This is a genomic window from Paenibacillus sp. JT31N11, assembly GCF_056269285.1.
In genome coordinates this window covers 113,124-135,101 of sequence record NZ_JBWDNQ010000009.1, presented here as the reverse complement: position 1 = coordinate 135,101, position 21,978 = coordinate 113,124, and the positions used below count along the sequence as shown (strand labels likewise).

Here is a 21,978-nt window from a genome sequence, read left to right as displayed (position 1 = left end):
AGATAAGGTGAGAGTTAGCGCAGAAGAACTAGCCTCCGGCAAATTATTGCCGGAGACGATTGAACTGGCGGTTCAACTTATTAAAGTGAACGGGTACGTGTTGTTTGAAGAAGTGCTGCCCAGAGCGCAAGTGGACGAGCTATACGATAAGATCGGCCGCCTTCTGGACGGATTTATGGACAAGAACCATTTCGACGTAAACGAGGGATTCCATGACGGGACGAATCATATCGGCCTCCATTTGCCGTTCGAGCAGCCGTTTTGCAACGAGAACATCATTGCCCATCCTTTCGTAACCGATGTCATCGACCAAATTTTGGGTTCGGACTGTCTATTGACTTACTTTGCCTCGAATACCTCTATGCCCGGCGGGACGAAGGCGCAGCATGTTCATGCCGACATGGGAGCAAGATTTGGTGACCGATGTACGGTGAATTTGCCGATCACCCATCTTGTCGTCAACTATCCGCTTGTCGATGTAACGGAACAGAACGGTCCTATGGAGGTATGGCCAGGGGGGACGCATTTGCACCCGGATAATTGGTACAGCTCGAAGGTGCTTGACAAATCCAGGCTTGCCGAGCATATGCTTTCCTTCAAAGCCACCATGCCGGCTGGTTCCATTATGATAAGAGATGACCGGATGTGGCATCGCGGCACGCCGAATCAATCGGATCATCCCAGACCGAACATTGCCCTGATTTATACGGCAGCGGAAAACGGACCGCAGCAGGGCAGCATTCAAATTCCGCAGGAGACCTACAATGGGTTCTCCGACAAAACGAAACAACTGGTCCGCAAAGAGAAAATTGGCTTTCCGGCAGCTCAGCCCTACTAAGCGAGCCCTCCTCGCCTGACCGCACGGTCAGGTGTTTTTTTTATACTGGTACGCAGTGAGCCGACCAAAGTCACTGAGGCTCAACCGTCAGTTGAATCGTCTTGTTCAAATGACTACTAAAGGAAAAACACCAAACACCTTCCCCTCCAAGTAGGATAATGTTGGCCAATCGGAGCACCGATGCAGCGCCTTGATTCTCCATCTTCTCAATGAACAGTGCGATACATTGCATTAATGAATATATATATTGAAAAGTACCGATTAACTAGGGGAAAATAGAGGAAGGTTAATCCGGGCACACACATTTGCGCGGCTCCAATGGAGTCCGCCTGAAGGAGGATGAATATGGCAAGGAAACGAAAGGCCAAAAAATCCTTGATCAAGGAGTTAAAAGCAACCCTTTATTCTCTCACGAAGCCAAAGCGCATTTCCAAGAAAACCAAGAGTCGGAAAGCCACCACAACAAAGAAAACAATTAAAACCAGGGCTGAAAGCACCCTGGAATTGCAAAAGAAATTGGAACAGGATTTAACCCTGAAAATGACGCAGGGTATGCAAAAGATAAAGCGGGAGATGGAACAAGAACTCTTGGAAAAATTAACAAGCAAGAGGCCAGCAACGAATAGTGATGAAGAAGTTTCTTCCGAAGTTAAGAAAACGAAAGTGCGAAAAGTCTCCAAAAGCGTGACTGCAGGAAAGTCATCCACCAAAACTACAAAAGGAAAATTTAAGCCGAAAACGGATTGTACATTACTTAAATTACTTACATTATCTGATAGTTTAGGACGCAGAGTAGTAGTCGGTTACGAGGTTTTAGACAATAGCAGCCAGGAGATCTGGGGCATTGACATCCATGAGGGTGCCAAATTAGGCAGGTCTAAAAAGATTTTGAATACAAAAGTAAAGAGCCGTAAAGTTGGTCCGGATCGACAGTACTATTTGGTACATATATCAGATGATGCTCTCTATTACTCTGAAGAGTACGCTAAAGCGATCCTGGAGCGAGGAAAACTGACAACCGCGAACTATACGCCTGAATTGGCAGACGCAATCAAGACCGCTCACGAATCAGGATATAAAAACAATAGTAAATTGCCTAAACTGGGTTAATGCCATGCCCTACAATTTTCGAGGGTTTTATTTGGAGATATCAAGTGATCACTGAAAAGATAAATTTCTAATGATATAAAGGAATTAATGATAGGGGCACAGAAGAATAACATTTGAGAGAGTCAAAGCCAGTACACATTCGTTCAAAGTTCAGTTACTAACATTTAGTTACAGGTATTAGCCTATGTTTCCCGAATACCCTAGTGTGGACCGAGACTGGGGAAAATTGAACTGGAAAAGGATGGTATCCAATCATGGGATTGTATGGGAAATTGGAAATCCGGGATGTCAAAACGATTCTAACCGCTCCTGAGGGGATTAATCTGATCGTTGTGAAGATCGAGACGAACGAACCTGAATTATACGGATTGGGCTGCGCTACGTTTACCCAGCGGTATTTAGCTGTAGCTACGGCGATTGATGAATATTTGAAACCGTTTCTGATTGGAAAAGATCCCTCCCGCATAGAGGATATTTGGAGTACAGCGATGGTTAGCTCATATTGGCGCAACGGTCCCGTGCTCAACAACGCCATCTCGGGCATCGACATGGCTCTTTGGGATATTAAGGGGAAAATAGCGGGCATGCCGGTCTATGACCTGCTGGGAGGCAAATGCAGAGAGGCAGCCGCGGTTTACCGGCATGCAGACGGCACGAGCTTGCAGCAGGTTGAAGAGAACGTCATTCGGTTTAAAGAGCAGGGTTACAAATATATTCGCTGCCAATGGGGCGGATATGGCGGTAAGCAGCGGGCCATGCATACCCCCGAAGGGGCTATGGCAGGAGCTTATTATGATCCGGATGCTTATGCCCGCAGTGTGCCTGCTTTGTTCGAGCATATCCGATACAAAATCGGGTTTGACGTGGAACTACTCCATGATATTCATGAACGGATCGCTCCGATCGAAGCCGTCCGATTAGCCAAGGAATTGGAGCCGCATCGTTTATTTTTCCTGGAAGACCCACTCGCTCCTGAGGATTTGGACTGGTTCCGTGCCATTCGAAATCAATCCTCTACTCCGATTGCGATGGGAGAATTATTCGTTCACCCACAGGAATGGATTCCATTGATTAAAAATCAATTGATTGACTTTATTCGCTGCCACATCAGCGCGATCGGGGGCATTACGCCTGCGCGCAAGCTGGCCGTGTTGTCCGAAGCGTTCGGTGTGCGCACCGCTTGGCACGGTCCCGGCGACGTCTCGCCTGTCGGCCATGCCGCTAACCTGCATCTGGATATGAGCTCGCTGAACTTCGGTATTCAGGAATGGTATGACCCCTCCGATATTATCCGGGAAGTATTCCCGGGTACGCCGGAAGTCCGCAACGGCTTTGCATACCTGAACGGTAAGCCGGGTCTAGGCATCGACATTAACGAGGAGCTGGCGAGCAAATATCCGACCGAGAACAAGCTGCCCGCATGGACGTTAGCGAGAAGGCCGGACGGCACATCTGCACGGCCTTAGGGTTTAGACTATTTCAATGTCTAATGATATGGGGACAGTCTCTTGGCTGTAATTTCGATAAAAACGATTATTTACTCCTAGTTATAAGAAATAATCCTTCGAACGTCCGCTACCTCCGGTAAACAGCCTATCCAGTCCGGCAAGTAGCAATTGTACTCTCATGTGATCATGTTCGGAACATACCATTCAGCGGAATCCGGTAAAAAGCCAAGAAGGCGCTTGCGACTGGGGAGGCATGCCCCAGACCGACAAGCGCCTAACTTGAATGATGATGTAAAAAAAAGGGTTGCCCCGATCTAATGGATTGTCCCCTTCTGGTCAAGAGCTAGGAGATGCTACCGCTGGTTTTAACCCAGTACAAGACCGATGGTGGTATTCTCGTCGGGTGTTCCGAGCCAATATCCATAAGAATGGGCTACTTCAACAAAACGCTGTAAAGCCGCCGGCTCTGGAGGACCCGGTGGCACGGAATCGACCGAGCGGCCGATTTCATTAAAAAATTTCCCCATTTTCACCGTTGTTGCGATCAGCAAGGTTGTATTTTCGCTCGAGTAGTTTCGCCAAGCGTGCTTCCGGTTTCCTGGAATATCAACAGTATCGCCGACGCGAAATACCTCCCAGCCGTCTCCCGTCCAGGCTTCAAGTTCCCCAGAGAGAACAAAGAAAGTTTCGCGATCCTCATGACTATGAACAGGCACGATAACGCCTGGCCCAATCTCGCCCTTCATCAGGCAGTAGGACTGATCGTCCGATAACTCCGTTAAGTGCTGAATACGCGGTCCAAGTATATCCAAAACCTTTGACATTATATATTCTCCTTTTATGAATTTTAAATTTAAACCATTTATACGCTAACATATTGTTCAATGGTCGGTCAAATGGTTGGAATCGCATTAGCATTGCCTTCAAAGCCGATATGATCCATAATCATTTTATAAGAGGCTACGATTCTGATTGTGGAAGCCCCATAACAAGTCGCGTAAATCGCGGCTTTTTTGTTTTATGGGACAAAGTCCCTGTCATTTATGGGATCAAGTTCTTGTCAATTGCCAATGACAAGAACTTGATCCCATTCCTGATAAAGGTAGAAGGGAGCACGTCAGATTGAGTTCGACATTTTTCCGCGGTCAGCATTGGAACAACTCGGCGTAATTTCCTATCGTCCACAATGCGCGGGTTTGCCTGTGAGATGTATATTTCAGGAAGATTGAAGTCATTATAGTTGGTAGCGAATCGGGTGCATATTCGGATCAAAGGAGCAGGAAAATGGGAAAACTTGATGGCAAAGTGGCATTAATTACAGGAGGCAATAGCGGAATTGGTTTGACAACCGCCAAATTGTTCATCGCAGAAGGTGCGAAGGTCGTGATTACAGGCCGGAATCAAACCACATTAAACTCGGTGGCAGAGGAACTTGGCTCCAATGTCCTTGCGATTCAGGCGGATGCAGCTGATCCGGCAAGCATGGAGAACGCGGTGTCCGAAGCAGTCGCAGCCTTCGGCGGATTGGACATCGTTTACGCGAATGCCGGCATTGCATCTTCTACGCCATTAGGAGGCACAGCGCTTTCGGTTTTCGAGGAAGTCCTCAAGGTTAACGTGACCGGCGTCTTCTTCACGGTACAAGCCGCTCTGCCCCATCTGAAGGAAGGGGCTTCGGTCATCTTGACCGGCTCAACGCGCGCAACGGACGGGGCGCCGGAAAGATCCGCCTACGCGGCGAGCAAAGGAGCCATCAGCAGTATGGCAAGAGTGTTCGTATCCGAGTTGTCGCCGCGGGGCATCCGCATAAACACGGTGGTGCCAGGGGCAACACGCACACCCATTTGGAAAAAGTCGACCTCTGAAGAAACCGCGAAACTGGAAGCTGCGCAAGCGCGTACGATTCCGCTTAACCGTATGGGTGATCCGGAGGAAATAGCCGATGCTGTCTTGTTCCTGGCTTCCGATGATTCCTCATTCGTGCAGGGAGCGGAAATTACCGTTGATGGGGGAGCGCGCTCAGCACCTTTAGGGGCTCCCATATACCGAGTAAAACATAACTAACGCGTTAAACAGGACTTCTTCTTGTTGACCCGTACTCGTCCAATCCTATGTTTAAAATACTATATGCGCCTGTATACTTTGGCTCCGTCGTTCATCGGAAGGTACCCTCTCCCAGTTATTCAACAGTGTCGGTCGTTTGTTGCATATGGTTCAGAAGCGGCGAGATTAGCGATTTTAGTCCCATGGGATCTCTTTATAAAGCGGAATCGGGGAAGCCGCGGCCAAGCAGCTGACCGAAAAGGGGGCAAAGCTGGTGTTGGTGGCACGGCGAGAGGATCGTCTGAAGGCGCTCGCGGAAGAGATCGTCCTAGGTAAGCAGCGAAGCGGCGTACATGGTAGCAGACGTGGCTACCGGATCGCGGACGCCATAGTCTACGCAATCGGGCAGCCGGATGAAGGGAGCGTGAGCGAAATCATTGTCCGTCCGGCGGCGCTATCCATGTAACGAGCAGCCAAACAAGAGCTGACCGGACCCGGTCGGCTTATTTATGTTATGCGCTTCGCCAGTGGTTAGATTGCCGCATTACTTGGTTTCTGTCGATTCATCCTAAACAACCATGATTATGAGGTAGAAGATGATTGGTTTGAACAGTTGGAAGGGAAGTCGGGGAATGGGCAGGTTAAGTTTAATTTTGTGCAGCGGCAGTGATGACGCGTATCTCGTGTAAAACTTGCTCATAATAAGGTTCGTCTTGATAATGTTCGCTGAAGAGATCCTCGAACCGGTCTATATCCGTTCGAAACTGATTTGTGACAATGCCTCTATACCAAGGCAGGATAAAGTTGAAGAGAGATCGCCCTTTTTCCTCGCGTAGGTTGTCTTCCGTTAGACCTTTACCAATAAAATATCTTAAAATCGACTGATAGCTGCGAAATACCACCTCACCAAAATTGTAACCACTCGGTTGATTTCCTTCGAATTGAAACATGCTCCAATTCACGACACAAAATTTAGGGTTTTTCATCAATATCGCGTATTGAAGATACATTTGATTAAAGGAGGAATCCAGAAACAGGTCAGGCTGCTCGATTTGTTCCAGATCCTCTCTTCGCAAAATCATGCCTGAAATGAAAGTGGACATGATAGTCGATGCGGCGAGAAACGCTTGCGCACCTTCGGCCGTATATACACGACGGTCATTGTTGTAGGTATGAATATGGATAATCCCACAATCTCTATGGTTTTTCACAATATCGAGAAGCGGCATCAGTGTGCCTTCCACACAATAATCGTCATCACCTTGCATCTTGATGAATGATCCTTGAGCCAGGTGCATGACGTGGTAAATATTGCGGTCCGCACCTGTATTCTCGCTATTGCGGGAATATTTCAAAAAGGGATACTGAGCTGCATAACGCCTAACAACATCAGGTGTATCGTCTGTCGAGGCATTGTCCGAAACAAGCACTTCCACTGGTGCACCAGCCTTTATTTGGGTTAATATCGTTTGCAGGCAGCGGTCTAAATTGGCCGATCGATTGTAAGTTGGAATGCAAATCGAGAGCAGGGGAGGGATCTGTTTCGGGGTTGGTTTATATATGGTATTATAGGCATCTGTTTTTTTGCCCACATCGACCCATCTATCCAGAACTGGTTCGTATATTTGTATGATTTGCGCAGGTGCGCCACCTACGATGCATTGCTCCGGCACATCTTGTTCGACTACGCTGCCGGGAAGCACGATACTGCCCCGACCAATACGGATATTGCCGACAATGACAGACCCTGCCCCTATGCGTACCCCTTCCCCGATACATATCTCACCTGAAGTTTCAATCAACGATTGCGCTGTTACGGGTTTTCCGACTTGTCGGTATTCATGATCCGTATCCGAAAGATATACTCGTGGTTCGATAATGACATCCCGTTCAAGCTCTATCCTGTTTAAAGCAGATATAGTAAGTCCCGGTTCGCATATACAGCCATCGCCAATAATGATTTTCGGCTTTGAACCTGTTCCATTTGCAATAATATTTAGCCAATAATCTCCACGAATCGATACACTGCTTCCGATGGATATTTCCTCTGGATGATGGAATTGGCCGCTTAGATCAAGGATTGACGCCTTCCCAAATCGATAAAAGGCAGAAGCCATTTGCGGATCTATGGATTCCGGCATGCAGGTGCTCCTCTCTGTTTGTCAGGTGCTTTTTAGAATAGAAGCAATAATGCTTAAACCATCTTCATAATAAGGCTCATCTTTATAATGCTCGATATAGATTTCTTCGAAACGATCCGTATCGGCTATCATGTTTGTCGCGATAATTTGTCTGAGCCACGGAATGGCGTATTCATAGAGCGTGCGTTTCTTCTCTTTAAGAATGTCATCAGGCGTCAATCCCCTTCCCAGGAAGTGTCGAAGGATCGACTGGTAGCTGCGGAAAATAATCTCCCCAAAATTATAGCCATCGGTAGAATTGCCTGCGTATGTGAACATGCAGCTATTCATCACGCAGAATCTTGGGTTTTCTTCCAGAATCGCATATTGAAGGTAAAGCTGATTAAATGAAGAGTCGAGAAATAACGCAGGCTCTTTTATTTTCACAAGATCTTCACGCCGCAGGATAATGGAGGTAATGAAGGTTGCGTATATGGATGTGGCATCCAGGTAAGCGCTCATACCTTCCCCGGTCCATATTCTTCCATCCCCGTTTCTTACGAAGATCTGAACGATGCCACAATCGCTGTGACTGTGCAGAACATGAAGCAACGGGTGCAATGTTCCATCCACATAGAAATCATCGTCACCCTGCAATTTGACGAATTTACCCTGCGCCAAATTCATAACGCGGAATATGTTCGGATCTCCACCGATATTTACTTCGTTGCGCACATATTTCATATTTGCATAACGCGAAGCGTAGCGTGCAGCGATTTCCGCCGTTGCGTCGGTAGAAGCGTTGTCCGAAACAATGACTTCTATCAATTCATTGTTTCCAATCTGCTCGTAAATGGATTGCAGGCAGTGTTCGAGATGGGGGGCGCGATTAAATGTAGGAAGGCATATAGAAAGCAGAGGATGGCGACGACGAGCAGTAAGCAGCTCATTCGCATGCTCTTCTCCGGAGACAGGAATCCAGGTACCGGAAGATACTTCATAAAGTTGAACTATGGCAGCAGGGATTCCCGCCACGACGCAATAATCGGGAACGTCTGTTAAAACTACACTGTTTGGTTTTACAACACTGCCCGTGCCTATGCGCACAGCACCCAGCAAAATAGCATTTGCACCGATCCACGCACCCTCGCCAATATGAACTTCCCCTCCATCAGCCGACTCGGGAATGCTTGGAATCGGAGCTCCTGTTGTCAGGTTCACTTCCATGTCCACTTGATCACTGATGTGAACATGGGGACCAATGAGTACGTTTCTCTCCAGTGTTACTTTATTCTTGGCGTTGATCGTCAGTCCATAATTGATCTGGCACCCGTCGCCAAGAAGGATAGCGGGCAGCTCATTCTCGGCGGTTATAATATTTAATGCATAGGGTGCGCGTATAAATACGCCATGTCCAATTGCTATTCGTTCAGGGGGATCGAAGATGCCCCCGCTTTGAATATACGTATGGTTGCCGAACTTCTGAAATCTTGCGGCTAATTCAGGCGTAATGTACATCGTTATTGAGCGCCTCCATCTCCATAGCTTAAGAGCATCCTATTCATGTTAGGCGTTTCGTGATCGAACTTTTAAGGATTTACCCCTAATCGAGACCCTGAGGGAGGGCGTGCATCGATGGCTATTCATTCAGGGTGCAGGCATAAATATATTCAATAAGCCTTTATAAGCCCTGAATGGGTTAAACATTTTCAAACCCCAGCATATATTTAAAAAATGAGCATATCGCTATGCACAAATTGCGGGATTTTTTCATGCAACTATGCAGGAGCAGGGGGATTCAACATCGATGAATTTGTCCGAGCAAAATCTAAGAAAACAAATTTTAGAATTAACAGTCGCATTCCATGAGGAGAAGTGGTCTCCGAAGACATTTCGACCAGGTGTTGATTATATTCCCGTCAGTGGTAAGGTATTCAATCACGAAGAGCTCACGCACTTGGTTGATGCGTCCCTTGATTTTAACTTGACGACAGACCGCTACGCGCTAAAGTTTGAGCGTGAATTCGCCAAATTCATGAATTGCAGGTATGCGCTCCTGACTAACTCTGGTTCTAGCGCTAATTTGCTGGCTATAGCAGCGCTTACTTCTGCTCAGCTTGGAGAGCGCAGACTTCGACCAGGAGATGAAGTTATTACCGTAGCGGCCGGTTTTCCTACAACAGTGAATCCTATAATTCAATATGGTCTGGTTCCCGTCTTTTTAGATATGGATATTCCTACGTACAATATGGACACTACACTCTTGGAAGCTGCAATAAGCAGCAAAACGAAAGCAATTATCATCGCTCATACGCTCGGTAATTCATTCCGTGTCGATGAGGTCAAACGAATTGCCGATCAGTATGGCTTGTGGCTTATTGAGGATACGTGTGATGCTGTTGGGACGATGTATCTAGGGAGCCGTGTTGGAACATTCGGGGATCTGGCGACAGTCAGTTTCTACCCGGCGCATCACATTACGATGGGTGAAGGAGGGGCCGTTCTGACCTCGTCCCCAAAGCTGAAAAAAATTGTAGAATCGTTTCGGGACTGGGGAAGGGATTGCTGGTGCGATCCGGGCAAAGATAACTCGTGTGGGAAAAGGTTCGAATGGCAGAATGGCGATCTCCCGCAAGGCTACGATCATAAATATACGTATAGCCATATTGGCTACAACTTGAAGGTAACCGACATGCAAGCGGCCGTCGGTGTCGCGCAATTGAAGAAGCTTGATGCATTCATTGCGAAACGCAAGCAAAATTTCACCTTCTTGAAAGCTGCGTTAAAGCCATTGGAAGATGTACTCATTCTACCGGAGGCCACCGAAGGAAGCGATCCGAGTTGGTTTGGGTTTCCAATAACCTTGCGGGAAGATGCGCCGCTATCACGCAATCAACTCGTTCAAGCATTGGAAAACCATCGTATTGGTACCCGGTTGTTATTTGCCGGGAATATACTCCGTCAGCCTGCTTATAAAGACATTACCTGCCGAATCGTTGGTGAGCTGCGGAACACAGACCGGATTATGAACCAAACCTTTTGGATTGGCGTGTATCCAGGACTTACCCCGGAAATGCTGCAGCATGTTGTGGATGTTTTTTATACGCTTTTGAAAAGGAGTTCTTCATCATGAAAGTAGTTATTCTGGCCGGAGGTTATGGAACAAGAATCAGCGAAGAAACACATTTAAAACCGAAACCGATGATTGAAATTGGTGACAAGCCGATTTTATGGCATATTATGAACAGTTATTCGAAATATGACTTTAGAGAGTTTATTATTTGTCTCGGATATAAAGGAAATGTGATTAAGGAATATTTCGCCCATTATTATTTATACGGCTCTGATGTGACATTTGATTTTGGGAGTGAAATCAAAAAGGTTACTATGCATAACCGCTACCAGGACCCTTGGAAAGTGACTTTAGTAGATACAGGTCAAGAAACAATGACAGGCGGAAGACTGAAAAGAATCCAGAAATACGTAGAAAATGAGCCCTTTATGCTTACTTATGGAGATGGCCTTTCGGATCTGGATATTGGAAAGTTAGTTGAATTCCATCATTCACATGGGAAAATGGCAACGTTGACCGCGACGCAGCCAACCGGACGGTTCGGAGCTCTGCACATTTCTGGCGAGAGTCAGGTGCTGGGATTTGAGGAAAAGCCACAGGGGGACGGTGGATGGGTGAACGGCGGTTTTTTTGTATTGCAGCCTGATGTATTTGACTTTATTGAAGGGGATACAACGGTATGGGAAAAGGAACCGCTGGAGTCTCTGGCAAAATCCGGTGAGTTGATGGCGTTCCATCATACGGGATTTTGGCATCCCATGGATACCCTGCGTGACAAAAATTATCTGGAGGATCTGTGGAAGACGGGAAAGGCCTCCTGGAATCGGAACGGATGAGATACGATGCCAAGTAGCAGTTTCTGGTCACAAAAAAAAGTGATGATTACAGGACATACGGGGTTCAAGGGGAGCTGGCTTGGTTTGTGGCTTCAGTCATTAGGAGCTGACGTAACCGGTTATGCATTGGAGCCAGCAAGCACCCCGAATTTGCATACATTATGCAGACTTGATAATACGATGCACTCTGTTACAGCCGATATTCGAAATCGAACCTCTTTGCTGAGAACCATTCAAGATACACAACCCGAAGTTATCTTCCACATGGCCGCTCAGCCATTCGTCCGATATTCTTATCAAAATCCTGTAGAAACCTTTGAGGTCAACGTTCTTGGAACCGTTAATCTCCTTGATGCGGTTAGAACGTCTATCGTGGATGGAGCAGGTATTAAAGCGGTCATTAATGTTACAACAGACAAATGCTATGAAAATAAGGAATGGACCTGGGGCTACCGTGAAATCGACAGGTTGGGTGGTTTTGACCCGTATTCCAACAGTAAAGCATGTTCAGAGCTCGTCACTTCATCTTTTCGAAACAGCTTTTTTAATCATAAGGATTATGCGACTCACGGACTTAGCGTTGCCACAGCAAGAGCTGGTAATGTAATTGGCGGAGGCGATTGGTCGGAAGATCGAATTGTTCCTAACAGCATGCAGGCTTTATTATCAAGAAGCAAGCTAAAAGTACGCAATCCTGTTGCTACCCGCCCTTGGCAGCATGTACTGGAACCGCTGCAAGGCTATTTGCTGTTAGCTCAAAAGTTGGTCGAGCATGGTACGGAATTCGGGGATGCGTGGAATTTTGGGCCTAAGGACGAGAGCGTGAAAAGCGTGGAGTGGTTGGTCAAGACGATCGGAACAATCTGGGGAGAGGATGAATTCTATGAATTGGCAGAAGGGAGCAATCCCCATGAAGCTGCCAATCTCAGTTTAGATAGCTCAAAAGCAAGGCGCGCTCTAGGCTGGCAGCCGGTTTGGGACGTGAAAACGGCGCTGGTGAAGACGGTGGAATGGTTTCAAGCCTACCAGCAGCAAGCTGATATGAAGGCTGTATGTTTAAAGCAATTAGAGGCATATACGAGCGCAAGGGTTAAGCAGGACAAATAGCCGTGGAGGGGATTCGTGTGAAGTTGTCCGACTATGTGATCGATTTCATAAGTAAACAAGGAATTGCTCATATATTCGAAATGACTGGCGGAGCTATCGTTCATTTACTTGACTCCACCGTTGACAGAAAGGATATGAGCTGCATTTCTGTCCATCACGAACAAGCCGCTGCTTTCGCTGCTGAGGGATATAGCCGGATAAACGGTAAGCTTGGAGTTGCCATGGCTACGAGTGGACCCGGGGCGCTTAACATGCTGACAGGTATTGGAAGCTGCTATTTCGATTCCGTTCCTTGTCTGTTCATTACGGGACAGGTGAATACGTATGAATACAAATTTAACCAACCCGTCCGACAAATCGGTTTTCAGGAAACCGACATTGTCAGCATTGTGAAACCGATTGTCAAGTTTACCGAAATGATTACGGACGCTCAACAAATCCGCTATTATTTGGAAAAAGCCGTGTTTATTGCTCAGCATGGCCGTCCTGGACCCGTGCTGCTGGATATTCCGATGAATATCCAACGTGCACAAATTGAGCCAGATACATTGGAAAGCTTCTTTGACAGTGAAGAATTCCGCGGTTATGCCAATTTTGTTCAGCCGTGTGAAGCGGAAGACATCGATCTGACGATTCGGCTGCTTGAACAATCGGAACGCCCATTGATTCTCGTTGGAGGCGGCGTTCGAGGTGCAAATGCGACCAAAGAACTCCGCGAGTTGGTGGAGAGCAGCCGAATACCGGTTGTCAGCTCATTAATGGGTCTTGATGCGCTGCCAGCTGACCATCCCATGAGCACGGGACTTATCGGCTCCTACGGAAATCGTTACAGTAACCTGGCGTTAGCCAACTGCGATTTTTTACTAATCCTGGGATCACGACTGGATACCCGTCAAACAGGGACTCGGCCTGATACCTTTGCCAGAGCCGCCAAGAAGGTTCATGTGGATGTTGAAGACGTTGAACGTCTGGGGAAAGTACGTGCAGATTTAACGATTCAAATCGATGTCCGGCAATTCCTGAATGACATCAATAAGGCCTTGTCCGGACGTGTTCTCCCGGACTATTTGCCATGGCAGGAAGTCATATTACGTTATAAGGGTAAATACCCGAGTGGAGGAACTTCAGCCAAATCGGAGCATATCGATCCTAACCGTTTTATGGAATTGTTATCCTCACGCAGCAGCGAAGGCGACATTATTGTGCTTGACGTCGGCCAACATCAAATGTGGGCCAGCCAATCCTTTCGTTTGCGTGAAGGTCAACGACTCCTGAATGCCGGCGGCATGGGAGCCATGGGATTCGCTCTTCCGGCCGCAATCGGAGCCGTTATGATGGCCCCGGGCCAGCAGGTCATTGTGATTGCAGGCGATGGCGGTATACAGGTCAATATACAGGAGCTTCATACGATTGCCCATCTGGGGCTTCCCATTAAGATTTTCGTCATGAATAATCATAATTTGGGCATGGTGAGACAATTCCAGGATATATATTTCGAAGGTCGTCAGCAATCTACGGTTCAAGGTTATGGTTGCCCTGATTTAGTGAAAGTAGCGGCTGCTTTTGGCATACCTGCTTTAAAAGTTGAGACCAATGAAGAAGCAATAGCCAAGATTGACATGGCTTTGCAAGCAAAGGGCTGCTTTCTTGTGGAGATCAATTTGGAAGTTCAGACAAATGTGAATCCCAAGCTTGCTGTTAATCGCCCTATTGAAGATATGTCCCCCTTTCTAACGCGTGAACAATTAACGGCTGAGATGCTGATTGAGCCTCTTCCAGAACCAAGTGACAGTTTAACGTGACGTGAAATACATGAAAGTGGCAAGGCATTTTTTATAGAGGTGAACAAATGACAACAAGCATCGTGATTTTGACGCATAATCAACTGCCATTAACTGAAATGTGTTTGCAAAGCATTAGACAGCATACGAACGATTATGAACTTATCGTTGTTGATAACGGATCCACGGACGACACGGTTGCTTACCTAAGAAGGCAATCTGATGTTATCGTTCATGAGAACAAAGAGAATCTTGGTTTTGCCAAAGGCTGCAACCAAGGAATGGAGCTGGCAACAGGGGAGAATATCCTCTTTTTAAATAACGACACGATTGTTACGATGCACTGGTTAGAAAATATGCTGCATGTGTTGTATGAAAACGAAAGAGTCGGGTTGGTTGGTCCCGTTACAAACTACTCAAGCGGACATCAATGCATTCCGGTTACTTATAGCGATTTGAGTGGACTTGAACAATTCTCAAGAAGTCATTGCCTAGAGAATGCAGGCTGTTTTACCGAAGTGCGCCGTTTGGTTGGTTTCTGTCTATTAGCGAAACGAAGCCTACTGGACGAGATAGGCGGCTTTGATGAACGGTTTGATCTAGGGAACTATGAAGATGACGATCTATGTTTACGCGCGTTGCAAGGCGGATACTTGCTGCGGGTAGTCAATGACTCTTTTATCCACCATTTCGGTCATGCGACTATGCATAATCTAGAAGGTTTCAATCTCGCTATGCTATTGGAACAAAATCGTCAGGAAGCTTCGGAAAAGTGGGGCTATGATATCCATCAGCTGATTTATAAACCGGTGCGTATGGTTAGTTTCTGCATGGTTGTAAAAAATGCCGAGCAAACGTTAGAGCAATCATTGGTTTCCATTCTGAATGATGCAGAGGAAATCATTATTGTTGATCTGGGCTCCAACGATCAGACGATTGAGATCGCCAAAAACTATACCCCTCATGTATTCAGTTATACGGGATCGGATGATCCCGAAGGTCCCTACCGGTATGCCTTTAATAAAGCAACGCAAGAGTATGTCGCTTGGCTGCAGCAAGATGAAGTTTTTAATGTGGAAATCATTAGAAAGCTGGCCAGTCTGAAATTTTCGTTGGATGGCACTGAGGATAGAGTTTCCCTGACAAAAGATCGTGTGAATATACCGAAAGCTGGGAAATTAGAGACCACCGATGAACCGAAGTATCGTTACCTGTTCAGAAGGGCAGCAGGGTTTCAGATGCCGGACGAATTGGGAGAGGGAGAGGGAGTCTGGACGATGATTACCATTAGTCTGTGTATGATTGTTCGCAATGAAGAGGATGGACTGGCTAATTGTTTATCATCCGTCAAGGGAATTGCAGATGAAATTGTGATTGTGGATACAGGATCAACCGACCGCACGAAGGAAATTGCCGCACAATTCACAGACCGAATTTTTGATTTCGAATGGATTGATGATTTCTCGGCAGCTCGAAACTATGCCTTTAGCCAGGCAACCAAAAAATATATACTTTGGCTGGATGCTGATGATCGTATTCTGGAGAAAGATCGGCAACTGTTCATAAAACTGAAAAAAAAACTTGCCTTGGATGTCGATAGTGTGACTATGAATTATTACCTCGCTTTCGACGCGTCAGGGAATGTGTCTGCCAGCCAGCGGAGGAACCGGTTAGTTCGCAGGGACCGCAATTTTCAATGGATTGGCCCGGTTCATGAATATCTAGCTGTCTGGGGCAATATACAGAACAGCGACGTGGGCATCACACATAGTAAAAATAAAGATTATACAGACCGTAATCTGCAAATTTACTTAAAAAGAGAGCAGGCTGGTGAGCAATTCACGCCAAGGGATTTATACTATTTTGCCAATGAGCTCCGCGATCATTCTCAATATAGAAAGGCTATTCTGTATTACGAAAAGTTTTTGAACGGTAAACAAGGATGGATTGAAGATAATATACAAGCATGCATGAGGATAGGCGATTGCTTTGGACGACTGGGCCAGAAGGAGAAACAGGTCGAATCGATGTGCAGGACACTCGTCTATGATAGACCGAGGGCAGAATTTTGCTGTGCTCTGGGTGGATATTTTCTTGAAGAAAAGCAATACGAAACCGCGATATTTTGGTTTACAGGAGCTTTGGATCAGGAGTACGACAAGAATAACATGTCATTGGTTAATCCTTTTCACTCGACTTGGTTACCGCACTTGCAGTTGTGTCTTTGTTACGATCGTTTAGGACAGTTCGATAAAGCTAATGCGCATAATGAGAAAGCATTGTCGTATTATCCTAATCATCCAAGCATGCTTTACAATAGAAATTATTTTCAAAACATGTTTGGAGATAACATGGAGGAAAAGCCGGAATAGCAAGAGAGGGATAAGGTTTCACATGGAAGCATGCCGCCTTATCGAAGCAAGTGGCCAATCGGCGATAATGTTTGAGTTTGTTAAACATACGTTCGTCCAAATGGCGTATTTTATGGAGCTACGGTCGGTCCCCATTGAATAGCCGAAGCATTCGGCTGGGAATAAAAGCAGCCCGTGCTTTTTTTAATCAAATATTTCTTTTTTCTATGAGTAATCCGTCTATCCCAGTCAACGTTTATCCTCATACTTTATTTGTATGGAGGTGACAGGCGGTGACTGTTTTCTTAGAAAAGAAATCTAAAAAAAATCGAAAAACAAATAAAACCAAAATACCGAAACGTCCAAAATCCAAACATCAGAAAAAAAAGAAATCGGTCACAAGAAAACCTGCGGGTTCTCATAAGCGGAAAAAAAAGAAAAAAACAAGTATATATTGCATTGAGTGCCATGAAGTACAGTGTAAATGCAAAAAGAAAAAGAATAGTGTCTGGAAAGAAAGTTATAAGAGAGGTCCAAAAGGTGAACAGGGAACTACAGGCGAACAAGGTTCGATGGGAGCAACAGGAGCCACAGGAGCCACGGGTCCAAAGGGAACTGCCTACGTAACGGATCCAACAGGAGCAACAGGAGCAACAGGAGCAACAGGAGCAACAGGGGCAACAGGGGCAACAGGGGCAACAGGAGCAACAGGGGCAACAGGAGGAGTTACGGGTCTAACAGGGGTTACAAGTGGAGCAACCGGCGCAACCGGCCCGACGGGAGCAACAGGAGCAGCAGGAGCCACAGGAGGAGCTACGGGTCCAACAGGAGCAACAGGAGCAACAGGAGCAGTCGGAGCAGCTGGTGCAGTTGGAGCAGCTGGTGCAGTTGGAGCAACAGGAGCCACTGGCCCAACAGGAGTTACTGGTCCAACGGGAGTCACTGGCCCAACAGGAGTTACCGGTCCAACAGGAAGCACTGGTGCAACAGGAGTTACCGGTCCAACAGGAGCCACTGGCCCAACCGGAGTTACAGGTCCGACGGGAGTGACTGGTGCAACAGGAGTTACCGGTCCGACGGGAGTCACTGGTGCAACGGGAGTTACCGGTCCAACGGGAGTCACTGGTGCAACGGGAGTTACCGGCGCAACAGGAGCAACTGGCCCAACAGGAGTTACCGGTCCGACAGGAGTCACTGGTGCAACAGGAGTTACCGGTCCGACAGGAGCTACGGGTCCAACAGGAGTTACCGGACCAACAGGAGCCACTGGCCCAACAGGAGTTACCGGTCCAACAGGAGTTACCGGTCCAACGGGAGGCACTGGAGCCACTGGCGCAACAGGAGTTACCGGACCAACAGGAGCAACAGGCCCAACAGGAGTTACTGGTCCAACGGGAGTCACTGGCCCAACAGGAGCTACCGGTCCAACGGGAGTCACTGGTGCAACGGGAGTTACCGGCGCAACAGGAGCAACAGGCCCAACAGGAGTTACCGGTCCGACGGGAGTCACTGGTGCAACAGGAGCTACGGGTCCAACAGGAGCTACCGGTCCAACGGGAGCAACTGGCCCAACAGGAGTTACCGGTCCGACAGGAGCTACGGCTGGAGCTACCGGCGCAACAGGAGCTACAGGTCCAACCGGCCCAACCGGCCCAACAGGAGCTACAGGTTCCACAGGTCCAACCGGAGCAACAGGAGCTACAGGTCCAACCGGAGCAACAGGAGCTACAGGTCCAACCGGTCCAACCGGCCCAACCGGAGCCACTGGAGCTACCGGAGCTACAGGTCCAACCGGCCCAACCGGAGCCACGGGAGCCACGGGAGCCACAGGACCAACCGGTCCGACCGGCCCAACAGGAGTTACCGGACCAACAGGAGCCACTGGCCCAACAGGAGCTACCGGTCCAACGGGAGCAACAGGAGCTACAGGAGCTACAGGAGCTACCGGCCCAACGGGAGCTACAGGTTCCACAGGTCCAACCGGACCAACAGGAGCAACCGGAGCTACCGGTCCAACGGGACCAACGGGACCAACGGGACCAACGGGAGCCACTGGAGCAACAGGAGCCACAGGAGCCACAGGCCCAACCGGTCCGACCGGCCCAACAGGAGCTACGGGCGCAACCGGAGCCACAGGACCAACAGGTCCAACCGGCCCAACCGGACCAACAGGAGCAACAGGAGCTACAGGAGCTACCGGCCCAACGGGAGCTACAGGTTCCACAGGTCCAACCGGCCCAACGGGACCAACGGGACCAACAGGAGCCACTGGAGCAACAGGAGCTACTGGAGCAACAGGAGCTACAGGTCCAACCGGCCCAACGGGACCAACAGGAGCTACGGGCGCAACCGGAGCCACAGGCCCAACCGGTCCAACAGGAGCTACGGGCGCAACCGGAGCCACAGGCCCAACCGGTCCAACCGGCCCAACCGGACCAACAGGAGCTACGGGAGCCACAGGTCCTACCGGCCCAACCGGCCCAACAGGAGCTACGGGAGCAACAGGAGCCACAGGCCCAACCGGCCCAACAGGGACAACTGGAGAAACAGGAGCGACAGGACCAACAGGGACAACTGGAGAAACAGGAGCGACAGGACCAACGGGAGCAACAGGCCCAACCGGCGTCGGGTTAGCTGCAGCCCTCAGTGCCACATCGAGTTCTACTGAAACTATTGGAGTGGGTTCTCCAGTTGCATTTGATACGGCCGGCGCTCAATTCGGCACGGCTATCACACAGTTAAACTCGACTACTTTCAGCATTAACCAAACAGGTTTCTATAGAGTAACATTTATAGTTAATACAGCAGTTCCAAGCGATTTGGGTACTTTAAATATAACGTTTAGTGGTACTGCAGTCCCTGATCCTAGTAATAATTTATTTGTATTAGGTCTAGGCGGATTACCAATTGTAGGAACCGCATTATTCCAAGTTATAGCCACCGGGAGCCTACAAGTCGTAGTAACAGATCTTGTTATAACCCCTTCCGCCGCTGGAACAACTGCCACAATTCACATTGAAAAACTTTCTTAAACAAATTTGTTAATGTACAATTACTCCCAAAACCTGCTTACACAACGCTGATCAATTGAAAATCACATTGAGGAAGAGCAGGTTCATTATGGCAGATGTCACCATAATGAACCTGCTTTTGTTATCTTCGTTTTTTCAAATTTTTCACCAAAACAAATGATATCGTGTTCCTTTTGTACTCGGATGAGATAAAAACACGAAATATTTATTGATTCCCATTATAGAATCATATCTGAGTTGCTTCCTTAATAAGATAATTAGGACAAAGCGCTGCAGGTACGGGGTGAAATCATGAGATTACCCGAACTGGTAAAACAGCTGCGTGGCTTTAGGGCTGCGCTTCTTCTATGAAATTATTGAGTGGACTAATATAATTGTTGAAAACCGATTGAGGCACTTGCTGTAACTTTGAGACAGATTAATGAATATAAAAAAAGCTTAAGTTAAGGAGGGGCTTGGGCATTATGAGGATGCGAGTTGCTGATTTTATTACTAATGCATTATACGAAGCTGGTGGAGAACAAGTTTTTCTTGTGACTGGTGGAATGATCATGCATCTAACGGATGCTCTTTATCAACACAAAGATCAGACCTATATTTCCTGTCATCATGAGCAAGCAGCGGCAATGGCGGCAGAAGCATACGGAAGATTTACAAATCGACTAGGAGTTGCTTATGTTACTGCGGGTCCTGGTGCTTTAAACTCAATAACCGGAGTTGCTGGTGCTTATATTGACTCATCCCCCATGATTATTGTGGCAGGAAATTCGAAGGTCTCACTAGCTAAAATCAAGGGCCCACGTCAATTTCCATTGCAAGGATTTGACTCTCTGCCTATGTTCTCTTATATAACGAAATATGCCGTTATGATTGATGATATTTCGAAAGTGAAAAATGAAGTTGAGAAATGTATACAATTGGCCAAGTCTAATAGGGTTGGACCTGTATATCTTGAAGTTCCAGTAGACATTCAGGGGGCTTTATTTGATCCTGATGAATTTGAAGGGTATACCCCAGAGCTGAGTATAACGACACATATTACAGAACAACAACTTGAACAAGTCAAGGAAGCAATATTATCGAGTGAAAGACCATGTATATTGGTTGGTGCAGGTGTGAGATTATCAAATGCCATTGACAAGTTTCATGATTTTGTCCAAAAAGCAAAAATTCCTGTATTAACCTCGAGATTAGGTATGGATTTAATAGACCATAACCATTCTTTGTTTGTTGGAAGACCAGGCACATATGGGGACCGTGCAGCTAATTTTACGATACAAAATTGTGATCTGCTTATAACGGTTGGTTGTAGGCTTGGCATAGGCTTGGTTGGTTATGATTTTCAAGATTTTGCGAGTAAAGCCTATAAAATTTATGTTGATATTGATGAGAAAGAAATAAATAAACCTTCGGTTTCTGCTGATTTATCCATTCATGGAGATGCTGGTGAATTTTTCGAGAAAATATCGGAGGCATTACCTGATTTTGTGGCAAGCAGAATAACATGGATAGACCAAACACAAAAATGGAAAAATAATTATCCAGTTGACCTTGCTGAGTATGACGATGATAGCAAGGGCATTAACTCATATCGTTTTATTTCCAAATTCTCAGAAAAAGCATCGTCTAATCATGTGTTTTTAGTCGATACAGGTTCATGCTTCCATGTTCATGCTCAAGCTTTCAAGGTGAAATTTGGGCAAAGACACATAATAACTGGTGGATTATCGACTATGGGGTATTCTCCTGGGGCAGTAGGTGTATCGGTAGCTTTGAAACATCAAGAAGTTTATTGCATAACTGGAGATGGTTCTTTCCAGATGAATCTTCAAGAGTTACAAACCATTAATCATTACAAGCTGCCGATCAAGTTTGTTTTATTCAGTAATAATGGCTATTTGTTGATGCGGCATACTCAAAATAATTTTATGGATGGAAGACTTATTGGGGAGAGCCCTTCAACCGGTGTTAGTTTTGCGCCATTTGACAAGGTAGCTGATACATTTGGACTGGGTTATATGAAAATATCTAACCTCGATGAATTGGACTTGAAATTAGATGAACTATTTGCCTATAAGGGATCATTGATTTGTGAGGTAATTACACCACCCGATCAATTATTAATACCAAGAGTTTCATCTAAAAAATTAGAGGATGGAACAATGATTTCAATGCCTTACGATGATATGTTTCCTTTCATATCTAGAGAGGAATATCATTCAAATTCTGTTTCTTAATG

At 46.8% G+C, this 21,978-nt stretch carries 14 protein-coding genes and 2 pseudogenes; 13 read left to right on the top strand and 3 right to left on the bottom strand.

Going from position 1 to position 21,978, the window contains the following annotated elements:
- Window positions 1-7 precede the first annotated feature (7 nt).
- The 3 genes from AC0YNV_RS26725 to AC0YNV_RS26715 all read left to right on the top strand — a co-directional run bounded on the left by AC0YNV_RS26725 (window position 8) and on the right by AC0YNV_RS26715 (window position 3,414).
- On the top strand, window positions 8-838 hold the full coding sequence (locus tag AC0YNV_RS26725; protein WP_475770755.1) for a phytanoyl-CoA dioxygenase family protein: 831 nt from the start codon (window positions 8-10) through the stop codon (window positions 836-838).
- Window positions 839-1,183: 345 nt separating this feature from the next.
- On the top strand, window positions 1,184-1,948 hold the full coding sequence (locus tag AC0YNV_RS26720) for a hypothetical protein (protein WP_475770754.1): 765 nt from the start codon (window positions 1,184-1,186) through the stop codon (window positions 1,946-1,948).
- Window positions 1,949-2,202: 254 nt separating this feature from the next.
- A complete protein-coding gene (locus AC0YNV_RS26715) occupies window positions 2,203-3,414 on the top strand; it encodes an enolase C-terminal domain-like protein (RefSeq protein WP_475770753.1) in 1,212 nt (403 codons plus the stop codon).
- Between the two features lie 347 nt (window positions 3,415-3,761).
- On the opposite strand, the gene AC0YNV_RS26710 is transcribed toward AC0YNV_RS26715, so the two are convergent.
- On the bottom strand, window positions 3,762-4,220 hold the full coding sequence (locus AC0YNV_RS26710) for a cupin domain-containing protein (RefSeq protein WP_475770752.1): 459 nt from the start codon (window positions 4,218-4,220) through the stop codon (window positions 3,762-3,764).
- 460 nt (window positions 4,221-4,680) lie between these two features.
- Between AC0YNV_RS26710 and AC0YNV_RS26705 the strand changes: the two genes are divergently transcribed.
- Both AC0YNV_RS26705 and AC0YNV_RS26700 read left to right on the top strand, forming a co-directional pair.
- A complete protein-coding gene (locus AC0YNV_RS26705; RefSeq protein ID WP_475770751.1) occupies window positions 4,681-5,460 on the top strand; it encodes an SDR family NAD(P)-dependent oxidoreductase in 780 nt (259 codons plus the stop codon).
- Between the two features lie 205 nt (window positions 5,461-5,665).
- Window positions 5,666-5,764: pseudogene (locus AC0YNV_RS26700) on the top strand (hypothetical protein); the annotation flags it as partial.
- A gap of 322 nt (window positions 5,765-6,086) precedes the next feature.
- Here the strand turns inward: AC0YNV_RS26700 and AC0YNV_RS26695 are convergent.
- Window positions 6,087-7,580: a glycosyltransferase gene (locus tag AC0YNV_RS26695; RefSeq protein WP_475770750.1), complete on the bottom strand. Its 1,494-nt coding sequence runs from the start codon at window positions 7,578-7,580 to the stop codon at window positions 6,087-6,089.
- 21 nt (window positions 7,581-7,601) lie between these two features.
- Window positions 7,602-9,077, bottom strand: coding sequence for a glycosyltransferase (locus AC0YNV_RS26690; protein ID WP_475770749.1), 1,476 nt, complete (start codon window positions 9,075-9,077; stop codon window positions 7,602-7,604).
- A gap of 289 nt (window positions 9,078-9,366) precedes the next feature.
- Here AC0YNV_RS26690 and rfbH point away from each other — a divergent pair, with 289 nt between their 5' ends.
- From rfbH to AC0YNV_RS26650, 8 genes and pseudogenes are all read left to right on the top strand, one after another.
- Complete coding sequence (gene rfbH, locus AC0YNV_RS26685; RefSeq protein WP_475770748.1) at window positions 9,367-10,692, top strand: lipopolysaccharide biosynthesis protein RfbH; 1,326 nt, start codon at window positions 9,367-9,369, stop codon at window positions 10,690-10,692.
- Window positions 10,689-11,468, top strand: coding sequence for a glucose-1-phosphate cytidylyltransferase (rfbF, locus tag AC0YNV_RS26680; RefSeq protein ID WP_475770747.1), 780 nt, complete (start codon window positions 10,689-10,691; stop codon window positions 11,466-11,468). The genes rfbH and rfbF overlap by 4 nt, the downstream gene beginning before the upstream one ends.
- Before the next feature lie 6 nt (window positions 11,469-11,474).
- Window positions 11,475-12,575 (top strand): CDP-glucose 4,6-dehydratase, encoded by a 1,101-nt coding sequence (gene rfbG, locus AC0YNV_RS26675; protein WP_475770746.1) that lies wholly within the window; start codon window positions 11,475-11,477, stop codon window positions 12,573-12,575.
- A 2-nt stretch (window positions 12,576-12,577) separates the two neighbouring features.
- Window positions 12,578-14,377 carry a thiamine pyrophosphate-binding protein gene (locus AC0YNV_RS26670; protein ID WP_475770745.1) on the top strand — a complete coding sequence of 600 codons (1,800 nt, stop codon included), beginning with the start codon at window positions 12,578-12,580 and terminating at the stop codon, window positions 14,375-14,377.
- Between the two features lie 47 nt (window positions 14,378-14,424).
- Window positions 14,425-15,441 (top strand): annotated as a pseudogene (locus tag AC0YNV_RS26665) (glycosyltransferase family 2 protein); the annotation flags it as partial.
- Between the two features lie 192 nt (window positions 15,442-15,633).
- A complete protein-coding gene (locus tag AC0YNV_RS26660; RefSeq protein ID WP_475770887.1) occupies window positions 15,634-16,728 on the top strand; it encodes a glycosyltransferase in 1,095 nt (364 codons plus the stop codon).
- A 551-nt stretch (window positions 16,729-17,279) separates the two neighbouring features.
- Entirely contained in the window at window positions 17,280-19,739 is a 2,460-nt protein-coding gene (locus AC0YNV_RS26655; RefSeq protein WP_475770744.1) for an NTTRR-F1 domain, read from the top strand.
- Window positions 19,740-20,203: 464 nt separating this feature from the next.
- On the top strand, window positions 20,204-21,976 hold the full coding sequence (locus tag AC0YNV_RS26650) for a thiamine pyrophosphate-binding protein (protein ID WP_475770743.1): 1,773 nt from the start codon (window positions 20,204-20,206) through the stop codon (window positions 21,974-21,976).
- Window positions 21,977-21,978: the final 2 nt, after the last annotated feature.

What these genes read in the sequence shown, in the direction of transcription:
- AC0YNV_RS26720 (WP_475770754.1), top strand. Translation starts at nt 1,184, where the DNA reads ATGGCAAGGAAACGAAAGGCCAAAAAATCCTTGATCAAGGAGTTAAAA.
- AC0YNV_RS26715 (WP_475770753.1), top strand. Translation starts at nt 2,203, where the DNA reads ATGGGATTGTATGGGAAATTGGAAATCCGGGATGTCAAAACGATTCTA.
- AC0YNV_RS26710 (WP_475770752.1), bottom strand. Translation starts at nt 4,220, where the DNA reads ATGTCAAAGGTTTTGGATATACTTGGACCGCGTATTCAGCACTTAACG.
- AC0YNV_RS26705 (WP_475770751.1), top strand. Translation starts at nt 4,681, where the DNA reads ATGGGAAAACTTGATGGCAAAGTGGCATTAATTACAGGAGGCAATAGC.
- AC0YNV_RS26695 (WP_475770750.1), bottom strand. Translation starts at nt 7,580, where the DNA reads ATGCCGGAATCCATAGATCCGCAAATGGCTTCTGCCTTTTATCGATTT.
- AC0YNV_RS26690 (WP_475770749.1), bottom strand. Translation starts at nt 9,077, where the DNA reads ATGTACATTACGCCTGAATTAGCCGCAAGATTTCAGAAGTTCGGCAAC.
- rfbH (WP_475770748.1), top strand. Translation starts at nt 9,367, where the DNA reads ATGAATTTGTCCGAGCAAAATCTAAGAAAACAAATTTTAGAATTAACA.
- rfbF (WP_475770747.1), top strand. Translation starts at nt 10,689, where the DNA reads ATGAAAGTAGTTATTCTGGCCGGAGGTTATGGAACAAGAATCAGCGAA.
- rfbG (WP_475770746.1), top strand. Translation starts at nt 11,475, where the DNA reads ATGCCAAGTAGCAGTTTCTGGTCACAAAAAAAAGTGATGATTACAGGA.
- AC0YNV_RS26660 (WP_475770887.1), top strand. Translation starts at nt 15,634, where the DNA reads ATGATTACCATTAGTCTGTGTATGATTGTTCGCAATGAAGAGGATGGA.
- AC0YNV_RS26655 (WP_475770744.1), top strand. Translation starts at nt 17,280, where the DNA reads ATGGGAGCAACAGGAGCCACAGGAGCCACGGGTCCAAAGGGAACTGCC.
- AC0YNV_RS26650 (WP_475770743.1), top strand. Translation starts at nt 20,204, where the DNA reads ATGAGGATGCGAGTTGCTGATTTTATTACTAATGCATTATACGAAGCT.